The organism is Pseudomonas sp. GW821-FHT09D08 (assembly GCF_059416305.1).
Genome location: NZ_JBWKOX010000002.1, coordinates 14,221 through 36,416, shown reverse-complemented (window position 1 = coordinate 36,416; position 22,196 = coordinate 14,221). Strand labels below are relative to the sequence as shown.

Here is a 22,196-nt window from a genome sequence, read left to right as displayed (position 1 = left end):
CGTGCGTAAGTTGACTCAATTGGTTCTGCTGGCCACCGTGCTGGTAGCCACCCCGGCCTTCGCCGAAATGAAAATCGCCGTCCTGAACTATCAGATGGCCCTGCTGGAATCCGATGCGGCCAAGAAATACGCCGTGGATGCCGAGAAAAAATTCGGTCCGCAACTGACCAAGCTCAAGACGTTGGAAAGCAGCGCCAAGGGTATCCAGGACCGTCTGGTAGCGGGTGGCGACAAGATGCAGCAAGGCGAGCGCGAGCGTCTGGAGCTTGAGTTCAAGCAAAAGGCCCGTGACTACCAGTTCCAATCCAAGGAGCTCAACGAAGCCAAAGCTGTTGCCGACCGTGAAATGCTGAAACAGCTGAAGCCGAAACTCGACAGCGCCGTGGAAGAAGTCATCAAGAAAGGTGCCTTTGACCTGGTGTTCGAGCGTGGCGCCGTGATCGACGTCAAGCCTCAATACGACATCACCCGTCAGGTGATCGAGCGCATGAACCAGCTGAAGTAAGCCATGACCGCGACTATCAAGCTCGGCGAGTTGGCCGAGTTCCTGGGAGCCACCTTGCGTGGTTCCCCGGAGAAGGAAATCACTGGGCTAGCCACCTTGCAGGAGGCTGGCCCAGCTCAGTTGAGCTTCCTCGCAAACCCCCAATACCGTAAATACCTGGTCGACTGCCAGGCCGCAGCCGTGTTGCTGAAGGCCGCTGACGCCGAGGGTTACGCCGGGGATGCCCTGGTAGTGGCTGACCCCTACCTGTCGTACGCGAAGGCGTCGCATCTGTTCGACCCGAAGCCCAAGGCTGCGGGTGGTGTTCATCCGTCTGCGGTTATCGCCGATGATGCCCAGGTTGACCCTGCGGCCAGCATCGGTGCGTTTGCGGTGATCGAGAGCGGCGCACGCATCGCGGCCGGTGTAACGGTCGGTGCGCATTGCTTTATCGGTGCTCGCTGTGTAATCGGCGCCGACGGTTGGCTGGCACCTCGCGTGACCCTGTACCACGACGTGCGCATCGGTGAACGTGTGGTCATTCAGTCGGGTGCCGTGATTGGCGGTGAAGGTTTTGGCTTTGCCAACTCGAAAGGCGTCTGGCACAAGATTGCCCAGGTCGGCGGCGTATTGATCGGCGACGACGTGGAAATCGGTGTCAACACGGCGGTCGATCGCGGGGCCTTGGCCGATACCGTGATCGGTAACGGCGTGAAGCTCGACAACCAGATCCAGATCGCCCACAACGTGCAGATTGGCGATCACACCGCCATGGCCGCCTGTGTAGGCATTTCCGGCAGCACCAAAATCGGCAAGCATTGCATGCTCGCCGGTGGCGTCGGGCTGGTGGGGCATATCGATATTTGCGACAACGTTTTCATCACCGGCATGACCATGGTCACCCACTCGATTACCGAACCGGGGGCCTATTCATCTGGTACCGCCATGCAGCCCGCAGCTGAATGGCGCAAGAGCGCAGCACGTTTGAGGCAGCTCGACGACATGGCTCGACGTCTCAAACAGCTGGAAAAGCGTGTTGGGGACGTGACCCCTGGCGGTAATGCTTCATCAGAAGGCTGATACCATTTCCATATCAAGTGTGCACAGCCGCTAGACTGCCTCCTTGATTTGCTAGCGGGGCGTGCGTTTAGTCGCCCGCCCCCAATCTTTATTACAGGCTTCCCCCCGAAATGATGGACATCAACGAGATTCGCGAATACCTGCCCCACCGTTACCCGTTCCTGCTGGTGGACCGTGTAGTGGACCTCAATGTTGAGGAAAAGCGCATTCGTGCCTACAAGAATGTCAGCATCAACGAACCGTTCTTCAACGGTCACTTTCCCGCGCATCCCATCATGCCGGGCGTATTGATCATCGAAGCAATGGCCCAGGCTGCCGGTATCCTTGGTTTCAAAATGCTCGACCTCAAGCCTGCCGACGGCACGCTTTACTATTTCGTCGGCTCCGACAAGTTGCGCTTTCGCAACCCGGTTACCCCGGGTGACCAGTTGATCCTGGAAGCCAAGTTCATCAGCTGCAAGCGCCAGATCTGGAAGTTCGAATGCCAGGCCTCGGTAGACGGCAAGCCGGTGTGCTCTGCCGAGATCATCTGTGCGGAACGCAAACTATGAGTTTGATTGACCCTCGCGCAATCATCGATCCGTCGGCCGTACTGGCCGCCGACGTTGAGGTCGGCCCCTGGTCGATCATCGGCGCAGGTGTGGAAATCGGCGAGGGGACTGTCATCGGGCCGCACGTGATCCTCAAGGGTCCGACCCGTATTGGCAAACACAACCGCATCTACCAGTTTTCCTCGGTAGGCGAAGACACCCCGGACATGAAGTACAAGGGTGAAGAAACCCGCCTGGTAATCGGTGATCACAACATCATCCGTGAAGGCGTGACCATTCACCGTGGCACCGTGCAGGATCGTGCCGAGACCACGCTGGGTGATCACAACCTGGTCATGGCCTATGCCCATATCGGTCATGACAGCGTGATCGGCAACCACTGCATACTGGTCAACAACACCGCGTTGGCTGGCCATGTACACGTTGACGATTGGGCGATCCTGTCCGGCTTTACCCTGGTGCATCAGTATTGCCATATCGGCGCCCACAGCTTTTCCGGCATGGGCACCGCCATCGGCAAGGACGTTCCGGCGTTCGTCACGGTGTTCGGCAACCCGGCCGAAGCTCGCAGCATGAACTTCGAAGGCATGCGCCGTCGAGGCTTCAGCGAAGAGGCGATCCACGCCCTGCGCCGCGCCTACAAGGTGGTCTACCGTCAGGGGCTGACGGTGGACCAGGCATTGATCCAACTGGCCGAGCCGGCAGCCTTGTTTCCGGAAGTCGCGGTGTTCCGTGACTCGATCCAGGCGTCGACCCGCGGCATCACCCGCTGATCATGGCCACTCTGCGTATCGCGCTGGTGGCCGGAGAAGCTTCCGGCGACATTTTGGGCGCAGGTCTGATGCGGGCACTCAAGGCCCGGCACCCTGCGGTGGAATTTATCGGCGTCGGCGGCCCGCTGATGCAGGCCGAAGGCCTGGCGTCGTACTTCCCTATGGAGCGTCTGTCGGTCATGGGGCTGGTCGAGGTGCTGGGTCGCCTGCGTGAGCTCCTGGCTCGTCGCAAGCTGCTGATCCAGACGTTGATCGAAGAAAAGCCCGATGTCTTTATCGGAATCGATGCGCCGGACTTCACCCTCAATATCGAACTCAAGTTGCGTCAGGCCGGGATCAAGACCGTGCACTACGTCAGCCCCTCCGTGTGGGCATGGCGGCAGAAGCGTGTGTTGAAGATCCGCGAAGGCTGCGACCTGATGCTGACCTTGTTGCCGTTCGAGGCCAGGTTCTACGAGGAGAAGGGTGTGCCAGTGCGGTTTGTCGGGCATACCCTGGCTGACAGCATTCCTTTGCAGGCTGACCGTGCAGCAGCGCGTGCCGAACTGGGCCTGCCCGACGGCCCGCTCGTCGCGCTGATGCCGGGCAGTCGAGGCGGAGAAGTGGGCCGTCTTGCCAGTGTGTTTTTCGATGCTGCCGAGCGCCTGCAAGCCTTGAAGCCCGGCGTACGTTTTGTGTTGCCCTGCGCCAGCCCGCAACGGCGTGCACAAATCGAGACGCTGCTGGTCGGTCGCAATCTGCCATTGACCCTGCTCGACGGCCAGTCGCACCTGGCCCTGGCGGCCTGTGATGCGGTGCTGATCGCTTCGGGTACCGCGACCTTGGAGGCCCTGCTCTACAAGCGCCCGATGGTCGTGGCCTATCGCCTGGCGCCGCTGACGTTCTGGATTCTCAAGCGCATGGTCAAAAGTCCTTACATCTCCTTGCCCAACTTGCTGGCCCAGCGCTTGTTGGTGCCGGAATTATTGCAGGACGATGCAACCCCCGAAGCCCTCGCGCAAACCCTATTGCCCTTGATCGACGGCGGCGAAGAACAGACCCGTGGTTTTGACGACATCCACCGCACCCTGCGCCGTGATGCGTCGAACCAGGCGGCCGACGCCGTATTGACCCTGATCGGCCAAAAACAGGAAGCTTTATGAGCACGCAAATAGGCCTGGATTTCAGCCTCGTTGCCCAAGCCCACGAACTGGTGGCCGGTGTTGACGAAGTGGGGCGCGGCCCGCTGTGTGGCGCGGTGGTGACGGCGGCCGTGATCCTGGATCCGAACCGCCCGATCCTGGGCCTCAACGACTCGAAAAAACTCACCGAAGCGCGCCGTGAAAAACTCTACGACGAAATCTGTGAAAAGGCCCTGAGCTGGCATATCGCCCGGGCCGAAGTTGAAGAAATCGACGAATTGAACATTCTGCACGCCACGATGCTGGCCATGCAGCGTGCCGTTGAAGGCCTGCATATCACCCCAAAACTGGCGATGATCGACGGCAACCGTTGCCCGAAGCTGGCGATGCCGGCTGAAGCGGTGGTCAAGGGCGATAGCAAGGTTCCAGCCATTGCCGCCGCGTCGATCCTGGCCAAGGTCAGCCGAGACCGTGAAATGGCTGCCTTCGAATTGATTTACCCCGGCTACGGCATCGGGGGCCATAAAGGCTATCCGACGCCCGTTCATCTGGAAGCCCTGGCCCGTCTCGGCCCAACGCCGATCCATCGGCGCTCGTTTGCCCCGGTGCGCCAGGCTTATGAGCTGCGCGAGAACCTCAGCGAGGTTTAGTCGCAAGGCTGATGTTTTTGCCAAGGCCCGGTACAATCCCGGGCCTTGTTGTTTCTAAGTTTCTGGACAGGATCACTATGCCGGCTTCATTCGTTCACCTGCGCCTGCACACTGAATACTCCCTGGTCGACGGCCTTGTACGGATCAAACCGCTGGTCAAGACTCTGGTGGGCATGAACATGCCTGCGGTCGCGGTTACCGATCAGAACAACATGTGCTCCCTGGTCAAGTTCTACAAGAACGCCATGGGCGCCGGCATCAAGCCGATCTGCGGCGCTGACCTGTGGCTGTCCAACAAAGATCCGGATAACCCCCTGAGCCGCATCAGCCTGCTGGCGATGAATGGCGTGGGTTATCGCAACCTCACCGAATTGATTTCCCGTGGCTTTATCGACGGCCAGCGCAACGGCTCGATCATCATCGAGCGCGAATGGGTCGCCGAGGCCAGCGAAGGCCTGATCATGCTGTCGGCCGCCAAAGAGGGCGAGATCGGTATCGCACTGCTGGGCGGCAACCCCCATGAAGCCGAAGTGCTGGCGAGGGAGTGGATGCAGGTCTTCCCCGACCGTTTCTACCTGGAAGTCCAGCGCACCAACCGTCCCAACGACGAAGAGCATCTGCACGCCGCCGTAGCCCTGGCCGACAAGCTGGGCGCACCCTTGGTGGCGACCAACGATGTGCGCTTTATCAAGAAGGAAGATTTCGAGGCCCATGAAACCCGCGTGTGCATCGGTGAAGGCCGGGCCCTGGATGACCCGCGTCGTTCCAAGAACTACAGCGAAGAGCAGTACCTCAAGAGCGCGGACGAAATGGCCGAGCTGTTCAGCGACCTGCCCGAGGCCCTGGAAAACTCCGTCGAGATTGCCAAGCGCTGCAATATCGAAGTGAAGCTGGGCAAGCACTTTTTGCCCAACTTCCCGATTCCCGATGGCATGACCATCGACGAGTATTTCCGCAAGGTGTCGTTTGATGGTCTGGAGGAGCGGCTCTCCGTCCTGCTGCCCAGGGACACCACCGAAGATTACGAGGCCAAGCGCCAGGTCTATGTCGATCGGCTGAATTTCGAGCTGGATATCATCATCCAGATGGGGTTCCCCGGTTACTTCCTGATCGTGATGGACTTTATCCAGTGGGCCAAGAGCAACGGCGTGCCGGTAGGTCCGGGCCGGGGGTCGGGTGCCGGCTCGCTGGTCGCCTATGTACAGAAGATCACCGACCTTGATCCGCTGGAATATGACTTGCTGTTCGAACGGTTCCTGAACCCGGAACGGGTCTCCATGCCCGACTTCGACGTCGACTTCTGCATGGACGGTCGCGACCGTGTGATCGAATACGTGGCCGAGAAATATGGCCGCAACGCCGTGAGCCAGATCATCACCTTCGGTTCCATGGCGGCCAAGGCGGTTATCCGTGACGTAGCGCGGGTGCAGGGCAAGTCCTACGGCCTGGCGGACCGCCTGTCGAAGATGATCCCGTTCGAAGTCGGCATGACCCTGGAAAAAGCCTACGAGCAGGAAGAGATCCTGCGCGACTTCATCAAGGTCGATGAAGAGGCCGCCGAAATCTGGGAGATGGCGCGCAAGCTCGAAGGCGTGGTGCGTAACGTCGGTAAACACGCCGGTGGTGTGGTCATTGCGCCGACCAAGCTGACTGACTTTTCGCCTATCTATTGCGATGAAGAGGGCGGCGGCCTGGTCACCCAGTTCGACAAGGACGATGTGGAGGCGGCCGGCCTGGTGAAGTTTGACTTCCTCGGGCTGCGGACCCTGACGATCATCGACTGGGCGCTCAAGACCATCAACCGCGACCGCGCCAAGGTCAACGAAGAGCCGCTGGATATCGCCTTCATCCCGCTGGACGACAAGCCGACCTACACCTTGCTGCAAAAAGCCGAAACCACGGCGGTGTTCCAGCTTGAGTCCCGCGGCATGAAAGAGCTGATCAAAAAGCTCAAGCCCGACTGCCTGGAAGACTTGATCGCACTGGTGGCTCTGTTCCGTCCGGGCCCGCTGCAATCGGGCATGGTGGATGACTTCATCAACCGTAAGCACGGTCGTGCCGAGCTGGCGTACCCGCACTCCGACTACCAGTACGAAGGCCTCAAGCCGGTATTGGCGCCGACCTACGGCATCATCCTGTACCAGGAACAGGTGATGCAGATCGCCCAGGTGATGGCCGGCTACACCCTCGGTGGCGCTGACATGCTGCGGCGGGCCATGGGTAAGAAAAAGCCCGAGGAAATGGCCAAGCAACGCGGCGGTTTCATTGAGGGTTGCGCCACCAACAATATCGATGCCGACCTGGCCGGTAACATTTTCGACCTGGTGGAAAAATTCGCCGGTTATGGCTTCAACAAATCCCACTCCGCCGCCTACGGCCTGGTGTCGTACCAGACCGCCTGGCTGAAAGCCCACTACCCGGCGCCGTTCATGGCTGCGGTACTCTCGGCGGATATGCACAACACCGACAAGGTCGTGACCTTGATCGAAGAAGTGCGCACCATGAAGCTGCGCCTCGACGCGCCGGACGTGAACGCCTCGGAGTTCAAGTTCACGGTGAACGATGAAGGTCGCATCATCTATGGCCTGGGCGCGATCAAGGGCGTGGGCGAAGGCCCGGTGGAAGCCATCACCGAAGCGCGCCAGGACGGGCCGTTCAAGGATCTGTTCGACTTCTGCGCACGGGTCGACCTCAAGCGCATCAACAAACGTACCCTCGATGGCCTGATCCGCAGCGGCGCGCTCGACCGTCTCGGGCCGTATTTCCACGATGAGCCGAAGGCGTACCAGGCGAATATCGATCGCAACCGTGCAGTGCTGCTCACCGCCATGGAAGAAGCGATCAAGGCCGCCGAACAGACCGCCCGCACCCACGACAGCGGCCACGCCGACCTGTTTGGCGGGTTGTTCGTCGAAGAAGATGCGGACGTGTATGCCAACCATCGCAAGGCCAAGGAGCTGACCCTCAAGGAACGCCTCAAGGGTGAGAAAGACACCTTGGGCCTGTACCTCACCGGTCACCCGATTGACGAATATGAAGGCGAGATCCGTCGTTTCGCCCGTCAACGCATCATCGACCTGAAACCGGCGCGGGATACCCAGACCGTCGCCGGCATGATCATCGCCCTGCGGGTGATGAAAAACAAAAAGGGCGACAAGATGGGCTTTATTACCCTCGACGACCGCTCGGGCCGGATCGAGGCGTCGCTGTTTGCCGACGCCTTTCATTCCGCGCAGTCGCTGCTGCAGACCGACGCCATGGTGGTGGTGGAAGGGGAGGTCAGCAACGATGACTTCTCCGGCGGCTTGCGCCTGCGGATCAAGCGGGTGATGAGCATGGAAGATGCGCGCACCAACCTGGCCGAAAGCCTGCGCCTGAAGGTGAAGACCGAAGCCCTCAAGGGCGATCAGCTACGCTGGTTGGGTGACCTGCTCAAGCGCCATCGTGGCGCCTGCCCGGTGACCATGGAGTACACCGGCAACGACGCCAAGGCCATGTTGCAGTTTGGCGAGACGTGGCGAATTGATCCCGCTGACGGCTTGATTCAAGCTTTGCGTGACCAGTTCGGTCGTGACAACGTCTTCCTCCAATACCGTTGACGGTCAGGACGCCTGACCTCGGCTGAACATTTAATCTCGACCTAAACGCGCCTCTCCCTTAAGGTAGGGCGCGAATAGACAACCGGCTGGCCAGGCAACCCTTGGCCGTCGACCCAAGACGGACGCTTATGAACCCGAATTTTCTTGATTTCGAACAGCCGATCGCTGACCTGCAAGCCAAGATCGAAGAGCTGCGCCTGGTCGGCAATGACAATTCGCTGAATATCGGCGATGAGATCGCTCGCCTGCAAGACAAGAGCAGCACGCTCACCGAAGACATCTTCGGCAAGCTGACCAGCTGGCAGATCGCGCGCCTGGCCCGCCACCCGCGCCGTCCGTATACCCTGGACTATATTCAGCACATCTTCACCGAGTTCGACGAGCTGCACGGCGACCGCCATTTCTCCGACGACGCGGCCATCGTGGGCGGTATCGCTCGCCTGGACGACCAGCCGGTCATGGTTATCGGTCACCAGAAAGGCCGTGAAGTGCGCGAGAAAGTACGCCGCAACTTCGGCATGCCGCGTCCGGAAGGCTACCGCAAGGCGTGCCGCCTGATGGAAATGGCCGAGCGCTTCAAGATGCCGATCCTGACCTTTATCGACACCCCGGGTGCTTACCCGGGTATCGACGCCGAAGAGCGCAACCAGAGCGAAGCGATTGCCTGGAACCTGCGAGTGATGGCCCGCCTGAAAACCCCGATCATCGCCACCGTGATTGGTGAAGGTGGTTCTGGCGGTGCACTGGCCATCGGTGTCTGCGACCAGTTGAACATGCTGCAATATTCGACCTACGCGGTGATCTCGCCGGAAGGTTGCGCCTCGATCCTGTGGAAAACCGCAGAAAAAGCGCCGGACGCTGCCGAAGCCATGGGCATCACTGCCGATCGCCTCAAGGGCCTGGGTATCGTCGACAAAGTGATCGCCGAGCCATTGGGCGGCGCCCACCGCGACCCGGCCGCTGCCGCCGCGACTATCCGTGCCGAACTGGGTTCGCAACTGGCGATGCTCAAGAAGCTGGATAACGAAGCGCTGCTGGCCCGTCGCTACGAGCGCCTGATGAGCTACGGTCTCTAAGGTCGCAGCAGCACTAATGTGGGAGGGGGCTTGCCCCCGATTGCTGAGTGTCAGTCACTGTATTCACTGGCTGATGCTCCGCTGTCGGGGGCAAGCCCCCTCCCACATTTGCTTTGTGTATGCTTGGCTTGGGTATTCCAGATTTGCGGCGGTAACCTGTGATGAAACCGACTTTATCCGCCAAACTCCTGCACGCCCTGGCCCCCTGGCGCAACGTCCCTGCTTGGCATATAGCCTTCTCTGGTGGTCTTGATTCCACGGTCCTGCTGCATCTCCTAGCCAATGCCGAAGCCGTTCCGCCTCTAAGCGCTGTCCATGTCCACCATGGCCTGCAGGCTGTCGCCGACGCCTGGCCAGGTCATTGCCAGTCGGTGTGCGACAGCCTGGGCGTCCCCTTGCGGGTCATGCGCGTGCACGTGCAGCCCGGCGCCAGTCTCGAGCGTGCAGCGCGTGATGCACGTTACCGGGCGTTTACCGAGGTGATCGGGGCAGGGGAAGTGTTACTCACCGGCCAGCATCGCGATGATCAAGCCGAAACCCTGCTATTCCGCCTGCTGCGCGGTGCCGGGGTGCGAGGGCTCGCCGCAATGCCTGCGCATCGTCCGTTGGCAGGTGGTTTCCTGGTGCGGCCGTTGCTGGAGGTCTCGCGCGCCGAGCTGGAAGCCTACGCCGATGAGCATCAACTCACGTGGATTGAAGATCCTTCCAACACCGATCCACGTTTCTCCCGTAATTACCTGCGTCACCGCGTGATCCCGACGCTGACGGCGCGTTGGCCCCAAGCTGTCTCCAGTCTGGCCCGGACTGCCGACCACCTCGGTGAAGCCCAGGCGCTGCTGGGTGAACTGGCCTGCATGGACCTGCAAGCCGCCGATCAACCTTCGCGGTTTCCTTGGTTGGTGTTGCCATCATTGGACCTTGGTCCACTGCGCGAACTTTCCGATGCCCGCCAGCGCAATGTCCTGCGCCATTGGCTGGCGCCGCTGACCCGTTTACCTGACAGCGATCATTGGGCTGGCTGGTATTCCCTGCGCGATGCCAAGGGCGACGCACAGCCCTTATGGCGTCTGGCCGATGGGGATTTGCAACGTTGCGGTGCACGCATCTGGTGGTTGCCTCGCGCCTGGTCGGAGTTTTCCCACACATCGGTGAGCTGGCCTGATCCGCAAAAGCCACTAGAGTTACCCGGCAATGGCCTGCTGGAAATGAGCGGCAAGGTGCCCGAAGGCCCGCTGGAGGTGCGTTATCGTCAGGGCGGCGAAATGCTCGAACTACCAGGCCGAGGCCGGCGTGACTTGAAGCGCCTGCTTAATGAGCATGGTGTGCCGGGCTTCGTCCGTGGCAGATTGCCGCTGCTGTATCGGGGCGAGCAATTGCTCGGCGTGCCCCTCCTCACAGGACTCTGGGCCGCACCGAGTGAAGCTTGGCAATTACATTGGATGCCAGAGACCTGCGATCAAGGTTTGAGCTGATAGAGCCTTTCCGGTAGACTACGCTCCCTTCTTGATACAACTTCTGTGGATTCGCCTGAATCGCAGCAGTTGCCGATTACCAAGCAGTCTTTGCTGGGCGATTCCAAAAAATGTGTAGCGATCAACGTACCGGCAGTTTCACTGCTGGTCTGTCACAACGCGGCGGTTTTTTTGAAAGGTGCACTGTGATTAATGCAGGTGATCGGGGGCTTCGGCCTCTCTTCGCTTTCCCCGGCGGCTCGGACCGCTTTAACGCAGACTTCTAGGGTTTTTCATGACGCGCTACATATTCGTCACGGGCGGTGTTGTTTCTTCATTGGGGAAAGGCATTGCCTCCGCTTCATTGGCGGCCATCCTGGAGGCGCGGGGGCTTAAAGTCACCATGCTCAAGCTGGACCCGTACATCAACGTCGACCCGGGCACCATGAGCCCGTTCCAGCATGGTGAAGTGTTCGTCACACACGACGGCGCCGAGACCGACCTGGACCTGGGCCACTACGAGCGGTTCATCCGCACGACCATGACCCAGAACAACAACTTCACCACCGGCCGTGTCTACGAGCACGTGCTGCGCAAAGAGCGCCGTGGTGACTACCTGGGTGCAACCATCCAGGTGATCCCGCACATCACCGACGAAATCAAGCGCCGCATCATCAAGGGTGCAGGCGATGCCGACGTGGCGATGGTCGAGATCGGTGGCACCGTGGGTGACATCGAATCCCAGCCGTTCCTCGAAGCCATCCGCCAGCTGCGTTTCGAAGTCGGCGCCAAGCGCGCGATGCTGATGCACCTCACGTTGGTGCCGTACATCGCCACCGCCGGCGAAACCAAAACCAAGCCTACCCAGCACTCGGTCAAGGAACTGCGTTCCATCGGCCTGCAGCCGGACGTACTGGTATGCCGCTCCGACCACCCGATCGATATTTCCTCGCGTCGCAAGATCGCGCAGTTCACCAACGTTGAAGAACGTGCGGTGATCGCCCTGGAAGACGCCGACACCATCTACAAGATCCCGGGCATCCTGCATTCGCAAGGCCTGGATGATTTTGTGGTCGAGCGTTTCGGCCTGCAGTGCAACGGCGCGGACCTGTCCGAGTGGGAAGCCGTGGTTGACGCCAAGCTCAACCCTGAGCACGAAGTCACCATCGCCATGGTCGGCAAGTACATGGAACTGCTGGATGCGTACAAGTCGCTGATCGAAGCGATGAGCCACGCGGGCATCAGCAACCGTACCAAGGTCAACCTGCGCTACATCGATTCCGAAGACATCGAAAACCAGGGCACCGCGCTGCTCGAAGGTGTTGATGCGATCCTCGTTCCAGGCGGTTTCGGCCTGCGTGGCGTGGAAGGCAAGATCACTGCCGTGCAATACGCTCGCGAGAACAAGGTGCCGTACCTGGGCATCTGCCTGGGCATGCAAGTGGCCGTTATCGAGTTCGCCCGTAACGTGATGGGCTGGAAAGACGCCAACTCCACCGAGTTCGACAGCAAGAGCGGCCACCCGGTCGTGGGCTTGATCACCGAGTGGGAAGATGCCACCGGCGCCGTCGAAACCCGTACCGAAAGCTCCGACCTGGGCGGCACCATGCGCCTTGGCGCGCAAGACTGCCTGCTGGAGCCGGGTTCCCTGGTTCACGATTGCTACGGCAAGGACGTGATCGTCGAACGTCACCGTCACCGCTACGAAGTGAACAACAACCTGCTGCCGCAGATCAAAGAGGCTGGCCTGAAAATCTCCGGTCGCTCCGGTGATGGCGCGCTGGTTGAAGTGGTCGAGGCCCCGGATCATCCATGGTTCGTCGCTTGCCAGTTCCACCCTGAGTTCACCTCGACACCGCGCGACGGTCACCCGTTGTTCAGCGGTTTCGTCAAGGCTGCACTGACGCAACACCAGAAGAAGGCGTAAACCTGATGGCCCAGAAGATCATTCGCGTAGGCGACATCGAGATTGCCAACGACAAGCCCATGGTGCTGTTCGGCGGCATGAACGTGCTGGAAAGCCGTGACATGGCGATGCAGGTCTGTGAAGAGTACGTCAAGGTTACCGAGAAACTGGGTATCCCCTACGTGTTCAAGGCCAGCTTCGACAAGGCCAACCGTTCGTCCGTGACCTCCTACCGCGGCCCGGGCCTTGAAGAAGGCATGCGGATCTTCCAGGACATCAAGCAAGCCTTCGGCGTGCCGATCATCACCGACGTCCACGAGCCTGAACAGGCTGCCGTGGTCGCCGAGGTGTGCGACATCATCCAGCTGCCGGCCTTCCTGTCGCGCCAGACCGACCTCGTGGTCGCGATGGCCAGGACCGGCGCTGTGATCAATATCAAGAAAGCCCAGTTCCTCGCGCCCCAGGAGATGAAACACATCCTGAACAAGTGCGTGGAAGCGGGTAACGACCAGTTGATCCTCTGCGAGCGGGGTTCGAGCTTCGGCTACAACAACCTCGTGGTGGACATGCTCGGTTTCGGCATCATGAAGCAGTTCGAATACCCGGTGTTCTTCGACGTGACCCACGCGCTGCAAATGCCCGGTGGTCGCGCCGATTCCGCCGGTGGGCGCCGTGCCCAGGTACTGGACCTGGCCAAGGCCGGCATCAGCCAGTCCCTGGCGGGCCTGTTCCTCGAAGCCCACCCGGACCCGGACAACGCCAAATGCGACGGCCCATGCGCCCTGCGCCTGGACAAGCTGGAGCCATTCCTGGCCCAGCTCAAGCAGTTGGACGAACTGGTCAAGAGTTTTCCGACGGTAGAGACCGCGTAAGCGTTGATTCTCCGGTAGACTTTCCCACGCTTTACGCTCAGGCCTACGGGCCTGAGCCTTGTCGCCTGCAAGCCTGCCCCGTTGTTCCACCCTTGCGGTCGGTCAAAAGATTTCCTTCAGCTGCGTCGTTTTCGTCAACTTTGGAGTGTTTACAACAATGGCAAAAATCGTCGACATCAAAGGTCGTGAAGTTCTCGACTCCCGTGGCAACCCCACCGTCGAAGCCGACGTGCTTCTCGATAACGGCATCATCGGCAGCGCCTGCGCGCCGTCCGGTGCTTCCACAGGTTCGCGCGAAGCGCTGGAACTGCGTGATGGCGACAAGAGCCGTTACCTGGGCAAGGGTGTCCTCAAGGCTGTAGCCAACATCAACGGCCCGATCCGTGACCTGCTGCTGGGCAAAGACCCGCTGGACCAGAAAGCCCTGGACCACGCGATGATCAAGCTCGACGGCACTGAAAACAAAGGCAGCCTCGGCGCCAACGCCATCCTCGCCGTGTCCCTGGCTGCTGCCAAGGCCGCCGCCCAGGACCAGGACCTGCCGCTGTACGCCCACATCGCCAACCTGAACGGTACGCCGGGTGTCTACTCGATGCCGGTTCCGATGATGAACATCATCAACGGTGGCGAGCATGCCGATAACAACGTCGACATCCAGGAATTCATGGTGCAGCCGGTCGGCGCCAAGACCTTCTCCGAAGGCCTGCGCATGGGCACCGAGATTTTCCATCACCTCAAAGCCGTGCTGAAAGCCCGTGGCCTGAGCACTGCCGTAGGTGACGAAGGTGGTTTCGCACCGAACCTGGCGTCCAACGAAGATGCACTGAAAGTGATCTCCGAAGCCGTGGCCAACGCCGGCTACACACTGGGCACCGACGTGACCCTGGCCCTGGACTGTGCCGCCAGCGAGTTCTACGAAGATGGCAAATACAACCTGTCCGGCGAAGGCCAGGTGTTCAACTCCGAAGGCTTTGCCGACTACCTCAAGGGCCTGACCCAGCGCTATCCGATCATCTCGATCGAAGACGGCCTGGACGAGTCCGACTGGGATGGCTGGAAGATCCTCACCGACAAGATCGGCGAAAAAGTCCAGCTGGTGGGTGACGACCTGTTCGTGACCAACACCAAGATCCTGAAAGAAGGCATCGACAAAAAGATCGCCAACTCGATCCTGATCAAGTTCAACCAGATCGGCACCCTGACCGAAACCCTGGAAGCCATCCAGATGGCCAAGGCTGCGGGCTACACCGCCGTGATCTCGCACCGCTCCGGCGAAACCGAAGATTCGACCATCGCCGACCTGGCCGTGGGCACTTCGGCGGGCCAGATCAAGACCGGCTCCCTGTGCCGTTCCGACCGTGTGTCCAAGTACAACCAATTGCTGCGTATCGAAGAGCAACTGGCCGGCAAAGCCAAGTACAACGGTCGCGGCGAGTTTCGCGGCTGATCGGTAAGTGGTAAAAAGTCGGTGGATTGCGTCGGAAAGATCACGAAGGTGCGAGTTTCGACGCTAATCTGATGGCGATCAAGCACAAGCCTGGTTCTTCCAGGCTTCGTGCTATCCGTTGCTGTAAAAGTTTTGCATGGCGTGTTTTTCCACTGGATACCCGATATTCGATGCGCAGTCCCAATTGGTTGTTCCTCGTCTTGCTCTTGTTGCTGGCTGGCCTGCAGTACCGCCTATGGGTAGGTAATGGCAGCTTTGCGCAGGTAAAAGACCTGACCCAGCAAATTGCCGACCAGCACGCCGAGAACGAACGCCTGCTGGAGCGCAACCGCGTCCTCGATGCCGAAGTGCTTGAGCTGAAAAAGGGTACCGAGACCGTTGAAGAGCGGGCCCGTCATGAGTTGGGCATGGTCAAGGAGGGCGAAACCCTCTACCAGTTGGCCCAATGAGTTACCGTTTGCCGGCCTTCTGGGCCGTGATACCTGCCGCGGGCGTCGGGGCCCGTATGGCCGCGGACCGTCCCAAGCAATACTTGCAATTGGGCGGGCGCACTATTCTCGAACACAGCCTTGGCTGTTTTCTCGACCATCCCAGCCTCAAGGGGTTGGTAGTCAGTCTTGCTGCTGATGATCCGTATTGGCCCGACCTGGCGTGTGCCGCTGACCCGCGTATCCAACGTGCGGACGGTGGTTCGGAGCGCTCGGGTTCGGTGCTCAATGCACTGCTGCAACTCAATGTCCTGGGCGCCGGCGATGACGATTGGGTGTTGGTGCATGATGCGGCACGGCCTAATTTGAGCCGTGATGACCTCGACAAGTTGCTGGCCGAGTTGGCGGACGATCCGGTAGGCGGCCTCCTGGCGGTGCCGGCTCGCGATACCCTCAAGCGCGTCGACAAGCAGGGGCGGGTGGTGGAAACCGTCGACCGCAGCTTGATCTGGCAAGCCTATACGCCGCAGATGTTCCGCCTCGGGGCCTTGCACCGCGCATTGGCTGACAGCCTGGTGGCCGATGCGGTGATCACCGATGAAGCCTCGGCCATGGAGTGGTCCGGGCAGGCGCCGCGCTTGATCGAAGGGCGCTCGGACAATATCAAGGTGACCCGGCCGGAAGACCTGGAGTGGCTGCGACTGCGTTGGGCGAATCGTCGTTAATCAACCACTGTACTCCGGCCGCTCGGCCAAGCCCTCTTTCAAGAAATCCACCAACTTCCTGACCTTCGGCGACAAATGTCGCTGCTGCGGATACAGCGCCCACACCGCCGTATTCGGCGGCTGATGCGCCTCCAGCAGCGACACCAGCGCACCGCTGTGCAGATGCTCCAGCACGTAATAGTCCGGCAGTTGGCACAGCCCCACCCCTTGCAGCGCCGCATCCAGCACCGCTTGCCCACTGTTGCAGCGCCAGTTTCCCTGTACCCGTTGGGAAAATTCGCGCCCGTCCTGGGCCAGTTGCCAAATGTCCGAGCTGCCGATCAGGCAGTTATGCCGACTCAATTCCGACAAGCTATGGGGCCGTCCGTACCGGGCCAGGTAGGACGGCGACGCGCACAGGTACATACGCCGAGGTGCGAGGCGACTGGCGACCATGCGCGAATCCTGCAAGCGCCCCAGGCGAATCGCCAGGTCGAGGCCTTCGTGCACCAGATCCAGTTGGCGGTTGCTCAATTCGATATCCACCCGCAATTGCGGGTACAGGCCCATGAACCGTGTCACCAGCGGCACAATGAAACGCTCGCCATAGGCCACCGCGCAGGTCATGCGCAGCATGCCTTTCGGTTCGCTGGTGAGGTCACCCACGGCGCGCAGGGCTTCTTCGCGGCCGTCCTGTAGGCGCTGGCAATGTTGCAGAAATGTCTGACCCGCTTCGGTCAGGGTCACCTTGCGGGTACTTCTATACAGCAAGCGCGTTTGCAGGCGCTCTTCCAGGCGCGCCACCTGGCGGCTGATATGGGACGACGACACACCCAGCCGCTCGGCAGCCGCCGTAAATTGGCTGCATTCGGCGACGGCAACGAACTCATCGATGCCTTCCCAGCGGTTCTCCAACATGATGATTATCCCTGTACAGCAATAAAGTTTTGCTTTTGCCTGGATTATTAATCATGGAGCCATGTTTTACACTCTCTCCATCATTTTTAACGCCCTGGAGAAAACCTGGATGATCAAGTCCCGCGCTGCCGTTGCCTTTGAAGCCAAGAAACCCCTCGAGATCGTGGAAGTCGATGTGGCCATGCCCAAGGCGGGCGAAGTGTTGTTGCGTGTGGTCGCCTCCGGGGTTTGCCATACCGACGCCTACACCCTGTCCGGCGCTGACCCGGAAGGCATCTTCCCGTCGATCCTTGGCCATGAAGGCGGTGCGGTGGTCGAAGCCATCGGCGAGGGCGTGACGTCGGTGGCGGTCGGCGACCATGTGATCCCGCTGTACACCCCGGAATGCGGCAAGTGCAAATTCTGCCTGTCGGGCAAGACCAACCTGTGCCAGGCCATTCGCTCCACCCAAGGCAAAGGCCTGATGCCGGATGGCACCACGCGCTTTTCCTACAAGGGTCAGCCGATTTTCCACTACATGGGCACCTCGACGTTCTCCGAGTACACCGTGCTGCCGGAAATTTCCGTTGCCAAAATTCCCAAAGAAGCGCCGCTGGAGAAGGTCTGCCTGCTCGGGTGTGGCGTCACCACCGGCATCGGTGCGGTGATCAACACCGCCAAGGTCAAGCCGGGTGACACCGTGGCCATCTTCGGTCTTGGCGGTATCGGCCTGTCGGCCGTGATCGGTGCGGTCAAGGCCAAGGCCGGCCGTATCATCGCGATTGACATCAACCCGGCCAAGTTCGAGATCGCCAAGCAACTGGGCGCTACCGACTGCATCAATCCGAAAGACTATGACCGCCCGATCCAAGACGTGATTGTCGATTTGACTGACGGCGGCGTGGACTTTTCCTTCGAGTGCATCGGCAACGTGCAACTGATGCGTGCCGCGCTCGAGTGCTGCCACAAGGGTTGGGGTGAGTCGGTGATCATCGGGGTTGCCGGTGCCGGCCAGGAAATCTCCACCCGCCCATTCCAGCTGGTGACCGGTCGTGTCTGGCGTGGCTCGGCGTTCGGTGGCGTACGCGGCCGTACCGAGTTGCCAAGCTACGTGGAAATGGCCCAGACCGGCGAGATTCCGCTGGACACGTTCATCACCCACACCATGGGCCTGGAAGACATCAACAAAGCGTTTGACCTGATGCATGAAGGCAAGAGCATTCGTACCGTCATCCACTTCTGAGGTCGGCCATGAGTCTGGAAAACCTGTCGTGCCAGAAGAGCTTCGGCGGCTGGCATAAACGCTACAAGCATCACTCCGATGTGCTCGGCTGCGACATGACCTTCGCCGTCTATCTGCCGCCGCAAGCGGAGCAGGGCGGCAAATTGCCGGTGCTGTACTGGCTGTCCGGCCTGACCTGCACCGATGAGAACTTCATGCAGAAAGCCGGTGCCCAGCGCATGGCGGCGGAACTGGGGTTGATCATCGTGGCGCCGGACACCAGCCCACGTGGGCCCGGTGTACCGGGCGACCCGGACAATGCCTGGGATTTCGGCCTGGGCGCAGGGTTTTACCTGAATGCCACGCAGGAACCGTGGGCCAAGCACTATCGGATGCATGACTACGTGGTGCAGGAATTGCCGGCATTGGTTGAAGCGCATTTCCCAGCGTCTGACAAGCGGGGTATCAGCGGCCACTCCATGGGCGGCCACGGTGCGTTGGTGTGTGCCTTGCGCAACCCTGGGCGTTACCTGTCGGTGTCGGCGTTTTCGCCGATTAACAATCCGATGGATTGCCCGTGGGGCCAGAAAGCTTTCTCCCGTTACCTGGGTGAAGAGCGCGCCAAATGGCGTGAATGGGATGCCTGTGTGCTGATCGGCGAAGCCTCGGAAAAGCTGCCGTTGCTGGTGGACCAGGGCGACCGCGACGATTTCCTTGCCGTGCAGCTCAAGCCCGAAGCCTTGCAGCAAGCGGCCAAGGCGGCCAGCCATCCGCTGGAACTGCGCCTGCAGCCCGGCTACGACCACAGCTACTTCTTTATCGCCAGCTTCATCGAAGACCATTTGCGACATCATGGTCGTGCTTTGCTCGGTTAATGTGAGGCAAAAGTAGGTAGAATCACGCCCTGAATTAAATCGGGGCGTTTTTTTATGCGTATTGGCCACGGCTACGATGTGCACCGTTTCGCTGAAGGCGATTTCATCACCCTGGGCGGCGTGCGCATTGCACACCACCATGGGTTGCTGGCTCATTCCGACGGCGACGTTGTCCTGCATGCCTTGAGCGATGCCTTGCTCGGCGCGGCGGCGCTGGGCGATATCGGCAAGCACTTTCCGGATACCGATCCCACCTTCAAGGGCGCGGACAGCCGTGTCCTGCTGCGCCATGTGGTCGGCCTGATCCATGCCAAGGGCTGGAAGGTCGGCAATGTCGATAACACCATCGTGGCCCAGGCGCCGAAAATGGCCCCGCATATCGAATCCATGCGCGCACTGATTGCCGCAGACCTGCAAATTGAATTGGATCAAGTCAACGTGAAAGCCACCACCACCGAAAAGCTCGGGTTCACCGGTCGTGAAGAGGGCATCGCGGTGCACTCCGTCGCCTTGTTGCTGCGCGCATGAACGACCTGCAACTGCTGGGCCCGCGTGCCTATGGCGAGGCCCTGGGCAGCGCGGTCCTGAAAGCCACGGCTGAAGATTTCCAGGTCGACGAAGTGCTCGATATTCCGCTCAGCGGCGAAGGCGAGCACCTGTGGTTGTGGGTTGAGAAGCGCGGGCTCAATACTGAGGAAGCCGCGCGCCGTATTGCCAAGGCGGCTGGCGTACCGTTGCGCACTGTCAGCTATGCCGGGCTCAAGGACCGCCAGGCGTTGACCCGCCAGTGGTTCAGCGTTCAACTGCCGGGCAAGGCCGATCCGGACATGAGCGGTGCGGAAAACGACACCCTCAGGATCCTGAAAACCGCCCGCCACAAGCGCAAGCTGCAACGTGGCGCGCACTCGGCCAACGGCTTTACCTTGCGCCTGACCCAATTGGCCGGTGATGCCGCCGCCATTGACGCGCGGCTGCAATTGATTGCCCAGCACGGCATCCCCAACTATTTCGGCACCCAGCGCTTTGGCCACAACGGTGGCAATGTCGTCGACGCCCGCGAATGGGCCGCGCGCAAGGCCTTGCCGGAGCAACGCAATGTGCGTTCGCGGTTGTTGTCCACCGCGCGTAGCTTCCTCTTCAACAAAGTGTTGGCGGCACGTGTCGCCGACGGTTCCTGGCAGCGCGCGCAAGTGGGTGATCTGCTGGCGTTTACCGACAGCCGCAGCTTTTTTCCGGCGGGGGAGGCTGAGTGCAGCGACCCGCGCCTGGCGATCCTGGACCTGCACCCCACCGGCCCGCAGTGGGGCGAGGGTGATTCTCCGGCGACAGGCGCCACGTTTGAGTTGGAGCAGGCGGTCGCCGCCGGTGAAGCCGACCTGCGTGATTGGCTGGTGAGTGCCGGCATGAGCCAGGAACGTCGCATTCTGCGACTGCCCATTGGCGGGTTGACGTGGCATTATCCCGGGCCTGACATTCTGCAATTGGAATTCGTCCTGCCGGCCGGATGCTTCGCCACTGTCTTGGTGCGCGAGCTTGTTGATCTGGTGCCGGTGGGGCAGACGGACAGCCCATGCGTATTCTGATATCAAACGATGATGGTGCCACCGCACCCGGCCTTGCCGCGCTCTATGCTGCGCTGCAGGATTACGCCGAGTGCGTGGTGGTTGCCCCCGACCAGGACAAGAGCGGCGCCAGCAGTTCGCTGACGCTCGACCGTCCGCTGCACCCGCAGGTTCTGGCCAATGGCTTTATCAGTGTGAACGGCACCCCCACCGACTGCGTGCACCTGGCGATCAACAGTTTGTTGGACCAGGAGCCGGACCTGGTGGTGTCGGGCATCAACCTCGGCGCCAACCTGGGCGACGACGTGCTGTATTCCGGCACGGTGGCGGCGGCGCTTGAAGGACGCTTCCTCGGCCGCACCTCGTTTGCGTTTTCGTTGGCATCGCGTCAACTGGACAACCTGCCCACCGCGGCCTATTTCGCGCGCAAGCTGGTGGAGGCCCATGGCGCCCTGGACCTGCCGCCGCGCACGGTGCTCAACGTCAACATTCCCAATTTGCCCCTCGACCACATTCGCGGTATCCAGCTTACGCGCCTTGGCCATCGCGCCCGCGCGGCAGCGCCGTTGAAGGTCGTCGACCCGCGTGGCAAGGAAGGCTACTGGATCGCGGCAGCGGGCGATGCCGAAGACGGTGGCCCAGGCACGGACTTTCACGCGGTGATGCAAGGCTATGTGTCGATTACCCCGTTGCAACTTGATCGCACCTTCAGTGATGCCTTCAGTAGTCTCGATGGCTGGCTGGAGGGGCTGCGCTGATGGCTCGTGAACAAGACGACCTGCTGCGCCGGGGCATCGGGATGACCTCCCAGCGTACCCGTGAGCGTTTGATCCAGCGCCTGTACGAAGAGGGGCTTTCCAACGCCCAGGTGTTGGAAGTGATCCGGCGTACGCCTCGGCACCTCTTTGTCGATGAAGCCTTGGCCCATCGTGCCTACGAAGACACGGCATTGCCCATCGGCCATAACCAGACCATCTCCCAGCCTTATATGGTTGCGCGCATGAGCGAGCTGCTGCTGGCGGCGGGGCCGTTGGACAAGGTGCTGGAGATCGGCACCGGTTCCGGCTACCAGACGGCGGTGCTGTCGCAACTGGTGGAGCGGGTGTTCTCGGTGGAACGCATCAAGGTGCTGCAGGATCGCGCCAAGGAACGCCTGGTGGAGCTGAACCTGCGCAACGTGGTATTCCGCTGGGGCGATGGTTGGGAAGGTTGGCCGGCGCTGGCGCCCTACAACGGGATTATCGTCACTGCCGTGGCCACCGATGTGCCGCAGGCGCTGCTCGATCAACTGGCACCGGGTGGGCGGCTGGTCATTCCGGTGGGGTCCGGTGAAGTGCAACAATTGATGCTTATTGTCCGTGAAGACGACGGTTTTTCCCGGCATGTACTCGGCGCCGTGCGTTTCGTGCCGTTGCTCAATGGCCCGCTGGCCTGATCATTTTTCGCGGGCAGTGAATTCTGTTGGTGAGGATGTGTCTTACGGCGGGGTCTATCAAGT

21 protein-coding genes are annotated in these 22,196 nt (G+C 60.7%); 20 read left to right on the top strand and 1 reads right to left on the bottom strand.

The genetic code is table 11. The features are described from left to right. Position 1 precedes the first annotated feature (1 nt). The 14 genes from AC07OP_RS03115 to ispD all read left to right on the top strand — a co-directional run bounded on the left by AC07OP_RS03115 (position 2) and on the right by ispD (position 16,163). On the top strand, positions 2-505 hold the full coding sequence (locus AC07OP_RS03115) for an OmpH/Skp family outer membrane protein (RefSeq protein WP_003219314.1): 504 nt from the start codon (positions 2-4) through the stop codon (positions 503-505). A 3-nt stretch (positions 506-508) separates the two neighbouring features. After that, the gene (lpxD, locus tag AC07OP_RS03110; RefSeq protein ID WP_115485763.1) at positions 509-1,564 is read left to right on the top strand and encodes a UDP-3-O-(3-hydroxymyristoyl)glucosamine N-acyltransferase; all 1,056 of its coding nucleotides are present in this window, start codon (positions 509-511) and stop codon (positions 1,562-1,564) included. A gap of 110 nt (positions 1,565-1,674) precedes the next feature. After that, a complete protein-coding gene (gene fabZ, locus AC07OP_RS03105) occupies positions 1,675-2,115 on the top strand; it encodes a 3-hydroxyacyl-ACP dehydratase FabZ (RefSeq protein ID WP_003172281.1) in 441 nt (146 codons plus the stop codon). Further along, positions 2,112-2,888, top strand: coding sequence for an acyl-ACP--UDP-N-acetylglucosamine O-acyltransferase (gene lpxA, locus AC07OP_RS03100; protein ID WP_027604472.1), 777 nt, complete (start codon positions 2,112-2,114; stop codon positions 2,886-2,888). The genes fabZ and lpxA overlap by 4 nt, the downstream gene beginning before the upstream one ends. A gap of 2 nt (positions 2,889-2,890) precedes the next feature. Beyond that, positions 2,891-4,030, top strand: coding sequence for a lipid-A-disaccharide synthase (gene lpxB / locus AC07OP_RS03095; RefSeq protein WP_495100971.1), 1,140 nt, complete (start codon positions 2,891-2,893; stop codon positions 4,028-4,030). After that, on the top strand, positions 4,027-4,659 hold the full coding sequence (rnhB, locus tag AC07OP_RS03090; protein ID WP_065938777.1) for a ribonuclease HII: 633 nt from the start codon (positions 4,027-4,029) through the stop codon (positions 4,657-4,659). Before lpxB ends, rnhB begins: the two co-directional genes overlap by 4 nt. A 77-nt stretch (positions 4,660-4,736) precedes the next feature. Beyond that, positions 4,737-8,258 carry a DNA polymerase III subunit alpha gene (dnaE, locus tag AC07OP_RS03085; protein WP_065938778.1) on the top strand — a complete coding sequence of 1,174 codons (3,522 nt, stop codon included), beginning with the start codon at positions 4,737-4,739 and terminating at the stop codon, positions 8,256-8,258. A gap of 128 nt (positions 8,259-8,386) precedes the next feature. Then, a complete protein-coding gene (locus AC07OP_RS03080; RefSeq protein WP_016976871.1) occupies positions 8,387-9,334 on the top strand; it encodes an acetyl-CoA carboxylase carboxyltransferase subunit alpha in 948 nt (315 codons plus the stop codon). A gap of 161 nt (positions 9,335-9,495) precedes the next feature. Further along, positions 9,496-10,806, top strand: a complete 1,311-nt coding sequence (gene tilS, locus AC07OP_RS03075) for a tRNA lysidine(34) synthetase TilS (protein ID WP_495100972.1) — start codon at positions 9,496-9,498, stop codon at positions 10,804-10,806. A gap of 274 nt (positions 10,807-11,080) precedes the next feature. Continuing rightward, a complete protein-coding gene (gene pyrG, locus AC07OP_RS03070; protein WP_053137224.1) occupies positions 11,081-12,712 on the top strand; it encodes a CTP synthase in 1,632 nt (543 codons plus the stop codon). A 5-nt stretch (positions 12,713-12,717) separates the two neighbouring features. Then, positions 12,718-13,563 carry a 3-deoxy-8-phosphooctulonate synthase gene (gene kdsA / locus AC07OP_RS03065; RefSeq protein WP_027604465.1) on the top strand — a complete coding sequence of 282 codons (846 nt, stop codon included), beginning with the start codon at positions 12,718-12,720 and terminating at the stop codon, positions 13,561-13,563. Positions 13,564-13,720: 157 nt separating this feature from the next. Beyond that, complete coding sequence (gene eno / locus AC07OP_RS03060; protein ID WP_027604464.1) at positions 13,721-15,010, top strand: phosphopyruvate hydratase; 1,290 nt, start codon at positions 13,721-13,723, stop codon at positions 15,008-15,010. 170 nt (positions 15,011-15,180) lie between these two features. Next, positions 15,181-15,459 (top strand): cell division protein FtsB, encoded by a 279-nt coding sequence (gene ftsB, locus AC07OP_RS03055; RefSeq protein WP_003172294.1) that lies wholly within the window; start codon positions 15,181-15,183, stop codon positions 15,457-15,459. Continuing rightward, positions 15,456-16,163: a 2-C-methyl-D-erythritol 4-phosphate cytidylyltransferase gene (gene ispD, locus AC07OP_RS03050; RefSeq protein WP_115485766.1), complete on the top strand. Its 708-nt coding sequence runs from the start codon at positions 15,456-15,458 to the stop codon at positions 16,161-16,163. The genes ftsB and ispD overlap by 4 nt, the downstream gene beginning before the upstream one ends. Here the strand turns inward: ispD and AC07OP_RS03045 are convergent, their stop codons facing one another. After that, the gene (locus AC07OP_RS03045; RefSeq protein ID WP_027604462.1) at positions 16,164-17,060 is read right to left on the bottom strand and encodes a LysR substrate-binding domain-containing protein; all 897 of its coding nucleotides are present in this window, start codon (positions 17,058-17,060) and stop codon (positions 16,164-16,166) included. 109 nt (positions 17,061-17,169) lie between these two features. Between AC07OP_RS03045 and AC07OP_RS03040 the strand changes: the two genes are divergently transcribed. The 6 genes from AC07OP_RS03040 to AC07OP_RS03015 are packed head-to-tail and all read left to right on the top strand — an operon-like array spanning position 17,170 to position 22,133. Beyond that, on the top strand, positions 17,170-18,282 hold the full coding sequence (locus tag AC07OP_RS03040; protein ID WP_017137160.1) for an S-(hydroxymethyl)glutathione dehydrogenase/class III alcohol dehydrogenase: 1,113 nt from the start codon (positions 17,170-17,172) through the stop codon (positions 18,280-18,282). A gap of 8 nt (positions 18,283-18,290) precedes the next feature. Then, the gene (gene fghA, locus AC07OP_RS03035) at positions 18,291-19,136 is read left to right on the top strand and encodes an S-formylglutathione hydrolase (RefSeq protein ID WP_065938783.1); all 846 of its coding nucleotides are present in this window, start codon (positions 18,291-18,293) and stop codon (positions 19,134-19,136) included. Positions 19,137-19,190: 54 nt separating this feature from the next. After that, the gene (ispF, locus tag AC07OP_RS03030; RefSeq protein WP_012722614.1) at positions 19,191-19,664 is read left to right on the top strand and encodes a 2-C-methyl-D-erythritol 2,4-cyclodiphosphate synthase; all 474 of its coding nucleotides are present in this window, start codon (positions 19,191-19,193) and stop codon (positions 19,662-19,664) included. Further along, entirely contained in the window at positions 19,661-20,719 is a 1,059-nt protein-coding gene (truD, locus tag AC07OP_RS03025; protein WP_495100973.1) for a tRNA pseudouridine(13) synthase TruD, read from the top strand. Before ispF ends, truD begins: the two co-directional genes overlap by 4 nt. Next, positions 20,707-21,456 carry a 5'/3'-nucleotidase SurE gene (surE, locus tag AC07OP_RS03020; RefSeq protein WP_027604459.1) on the top strand — a complete coding sequence of 250 codons (750 nt, stop codon included), beginning with the start codon at positions 20,707-20,709 and terminating at the stop codon, positions 21,454-21,456. Before truD ends, surE begins: the two co-directional genes overlap by 13 nt. A 41-nt stretch (positions 21,457-21,497) precedes the next feature. After that, complete coding sequence (locus tag AC07OP_RS03015) at positions 21,498-22,133, top strand: protein-L-isoaspartate(D-aspartate) O-methyltransferase (protein WP_169899534.1); 636 nt, start codon at positions 21,498-21,500, stop codon at positions 22,131-22,133. Positions 22,134-22,196 lie beyond the last annotated feature (63 nt).

Coding starts and splice junctions, on each gene's coding strand:
- lpxD (WP_115485763.1), top strand. CDS start 509: ATGACCGCGACTATCAAGCTCGGCGAGTTGGCCGAGTTCCTGGGAGCC.
- fabZ (WP_003172281.1), top strand. CDS start 1,675: ATGATGGACATCAACGAGATTCGCGAATACCTGCCCCACCGTTACCCG.
- lpxA (WP_027604472.1), top strand. CDS start 2,112: ATGAGTTTGATTGACCCTCGCGCAATCATCGATCCGTCGGCCGTACTG.
- lpxB (WP_495100971.1), top strand. CDS start 2,891: ATGGCCACTCTGCGTATCGCGCTGGTGGCCGGAGAAGCTTCCGGCGAC.
- rnhB (WP_065938777.1), top strand. CDS start 4,027: ATGAGCACGCAAATAGGCCTGGATTTCAGCCTCGTTGCCCAAGCCCAC.
- dnaE (WP_065938778.1), top strand. CDS start 4,737: ATGCCGGCTTCATTCGTTCACCTGCGCCTGCACACTGAATACTCCCTG.
- AC07OP_RS03080 (WP_016976871.1), top strand. CDS start 8,387: ATGAACCCGAATTTTCTTGATTTCGAACAGCCGATCGCTGACCTGCAA.
- tilS (WP_495100972.1), top strand. CDS start 9,496: ATGAAACCGACTTTATCCGCCAAACTCCTGCACGCCCTGGCCCCCTGG.
- pyrG (WP_053137224.1), top strand. CDS start 11,081: ATGACGCGCTACATATTCGTCACGGGCGGTGTTGTTTCTTCATTGGGG.
- kdsA (WP_027604465.1), top strand. CDS start 12,718: ATGGCCCAGAAGATCATTCGCGTAGGCGACATCGAGATTGCCAACGAC.
- eno (WP_027604464.1), top strand. CDS start 13,721: ATGGCAAAAATCGTCGACATCAAAGGTCGTGAAGTTCTCGACTCCCGT.
- ftsB (WP_003172294.1), top strand. CDS start 15,181: ATGCGCAGTCCCAATTGGTTGTTCCTCGTCTTGCTCTTGTTGCTGGCT.
- ispD (WP_115485766.1), top strand. CDS start 15,456: ATGAGTTACCGTTTGCCGGCCTTCTGGGCCGTGATACCTGCCGCGGGC.
- AC07OP_RS03045 (WP_027604462.1), bottom strand. CDS start 17,060: ATGTTGGAGAACCGCTGGGAAGGCATCGATGAGTTCGTTGCCGTCGCC.
- AC07OP_RS03040 (WP_017137160.1), top strand. CDS start 17,170: ATGATCAAGTCCCGCGCTGCCGTTGCCTTTGAAGCCAAGAAACCCCTC.
- fghA (WP_065938783.1), top strand. CDS start 18,291: ATGAGTCTGGAAAACCTGTCGTGCCAGAAGAGCTTCGGCGGCTGGCAT.
- ispF (WP_012722614.1), top strand. CDS start 19,191: ATGCGTATTGGCCACGGCTACGATGTGCACCGTTTCGCTGAAGGCGAT.
- truD (WP_495100973.1), top strand. CDS start 19,661: ATGAACGACCTGCAACTGCTGGGCCCGCGTGCCTATGGCGAGGCCCTG.
- surE (WP_027604459.1), top strand. CDS start 20,707: ATGCGTATTCTGATATCAAACGATGATGGTGCCACCGCACCCGGCCTT.
- AC07OP_RS03015 (WP_169899534.1), top strand. CDS start 21,498: ATGACCTCCCAGCGTACCCGTGAGCGTTTGATCCAGCGCCTGTACGAA.